This window comes from Paenibacillus sp. y28, assembly GCF_037137075.1.
Taxonomy (GTDB): domain Bacteria; phylum Bacillota; class Bacilli; order Paenibacillales; family NBRC-103111; genus JBBBNV01.
In genome coordinates this window covers 1-2,222 of the sequence record NZ_JBBBNV010000073.1, presented here as the reverse complement: position 1 = coordinate 2,222, position 2,222 = coordinate 1, and the positions used below count along the sequence as shown (strand labels likewise).

The following is a 2,222-nucleotide window of genomic DNA, read 5'->3' as shown; positions in this document are numbered from 1 at the left end:
AATTCGATTGTTGATAGGTTTAGTATGTCCCATCTCCATCGTTTTCAAAGGTTCCAGCTTTTATTTTACACTCCCCTGAGATTCAGTGGGACGACGAAACTCGCACTGTTACTGGAACAAAAGGAGATACTATCGTTGAACTTACTATCGGTAGTGACATCGCTAAGCTTAATGGTGTGGCTTCCCAGTTGGAGGTTGCTCCTCAAATCATTAACGACAGCACCATGATTCCTTTGCGTTACGTAAGTGAATCTCTTGATATGCATGTAGCTTGGATTGTATCCGAGCGTCAAGTATACATTGCTAAGGACCGTGAGATCGAAGGTACTACCATGAAGAGTGTGATTGCTCTGAACAAAAAGTATGCACCAACTTTTACTGGTGACCGTTTTGTTGAACAACCTTCTTATACTGCTCCTTATGCAGCTGGTAAGTTGGCCGATGGGTTCCTTCAAGATGGTATTAATATAGTTAATTTTGCCAGAGAAATGGCTGGTGTTCCTGTAATTTCGTTAGATCCAGAATTAAATGATTCTGCTATGCATGCCATGACAATTTTTGAAGCAGGTAATCAATTTACTCATAATCCAATCAAGCCAGTAGATATGAGTGATAGTTTTTATCAAAAGGGGTTGGCAGCAGCAAAAGGCAATCTTGCTCCAACTAGAGAAAACAGTAATCGAACAGAATTATTAGACGGACTAAAATTGATGTTCATGGATCAAGGCGTAACTACATTAGGACATCGCCGAAACTTGCTGGCTCCTGTAGTAAATAAATTAGGAATTGGTTACAGCAGCCTAAATATTGACGGAACTAATCCTACTAATACAAATGTTAAAGCAAAGCTGATAACAAATTTCGGGACAACTAAAAATAATTCTTACAATTATGATTATATAGCTTGGCCTAGTAAGGGTTATTTTCCTGTAGATTGGCTAGCTCCTGGGGTGAATTTTAGCGTTTCCTTGAATCCTGATAAATATCAACCAGTTGATTGGACAAAAGTTGGAGTAGCAGTGACTAATCTCTTGGATGGAAGTACACGTAACTTGGTATATGGTAAGACTGATGGATTTTACGTTAATGTTGAGAATCGTGGTGAAGGTGCGGTTATTGCTTTCTTCCCTAAGGACAAGGCTGAGTTCCTGAAAGCACCTAACGCAGGTGATGAGTTCCAAATCGAAATAACTGGTCTTACTAAGACAGACGGTACACCTGCCACCATCAAGTACACTGTTAAGCTGTTTGCAATGGAATAAACCACCGGGAGTGCGCATGCACTCCCATCTTCTTTGTATATAAGGTTGGATGGGAGGAGGTAAATGAAAAGTTGAACATGATTTCAGAACTCAAAGTTGGTTCAGTTGCCAAAATTATTGCTCTGATTAAGACTGTTACTCCGGGACTTTCCAATGGTGCGAGACCAGCTGAATACCTAGATCTTATGATTAGAGATCAAGAAGGATCAGAAATCTTCGTTAAGTTTTGGAATGTAACTATGGAGCAGAAGAGATTGCTAGAGCCACTTACACTCGTTGAGATTCACGGTAAGGTTGGAACCTTTAAAGGCTCTAAGCAGATTGTTGCTAGTGGTGTACAGCTAGCTTACCCACCTGATGGCCTAGATCTAACTGACTTTGTTAAGAAAGCTCCAGTAGACCCAGCCATACTTGTAGAATCCATCTTTACTGCAGCTGCTAAGATCAGTGATTACTACATAAGAAATGTGGTTAACTACTGTCTTAAGAAGATAGGTAAGACACTTGCCGATGCTCCAGCAGCAAAAGAAAATCACCATAACTACCTAGGTGGTCTTGCTTATCACATTAACAGGATGCTACAAATTGCAGATTTTATCTGTAAGCAGAGACCAGTTATAGATAAGGATTTGCTGTTCGGTGGTTTAATCCTTCATGACATTGCTAAGCCGGAAGAGATGCGTCACCAGTTGGGTATCACTCAGGAGTACACCTTCAAAGGAAAACTGATAGGGCACATTGTGTTGGTTTATGGGTGGACTATTGAAGCAGCTCTGCACTACGGATACGACCTTGAGGACCAAAGATTAATACTGTTACAGCATATGATACTGTCTCACCATAACCTAGGCGCGTGGGGTAGTCCAACTCAGCCACAGTTAATTGTACGCGGTCTGGATAACACACGGTCAATTGTAGCAGAATCTGACCCCAATTCTGCACCCGTCCTGTCCATTTTCG

Annotated in this window: 1 protein-coding gene and 2 pseudogenes; all 3 read left to right on the top strand. The window is 41.2% G+C overall.

Annotated features, from left to right (window positions below; genetic code table 11):
• Window positions 1-62: 62 nt before the first annotated feature.
• Window positions 63-290, top strand: a pseudogene (locus WBG83_RS22700) (copper amine oxidase N-terminal domain-containing protein); the annotation flags it as partial.
• 42 nt (window positions 291-332) lie between these two features.
• Entirely contained in the window at window positions 333-1,262 is a 930-nt protein-coding gene (locus tag WBG83_RS22225; RefSeq protein WP_336747571.1) for a CAP domain-containing protein, read from the top strand.
• Between the two features lie 77 nt (window positions 1,263-1,339).
• Window positions 1,340-2,062 (top strand): annotated as a pseudogene (locus WBG83_RS22220) (phosphohydrolase); the annotation flags it as partial.
• Between the last annotated feature and the right edge of the window lie 160 nt (window positions 2,063-2,222).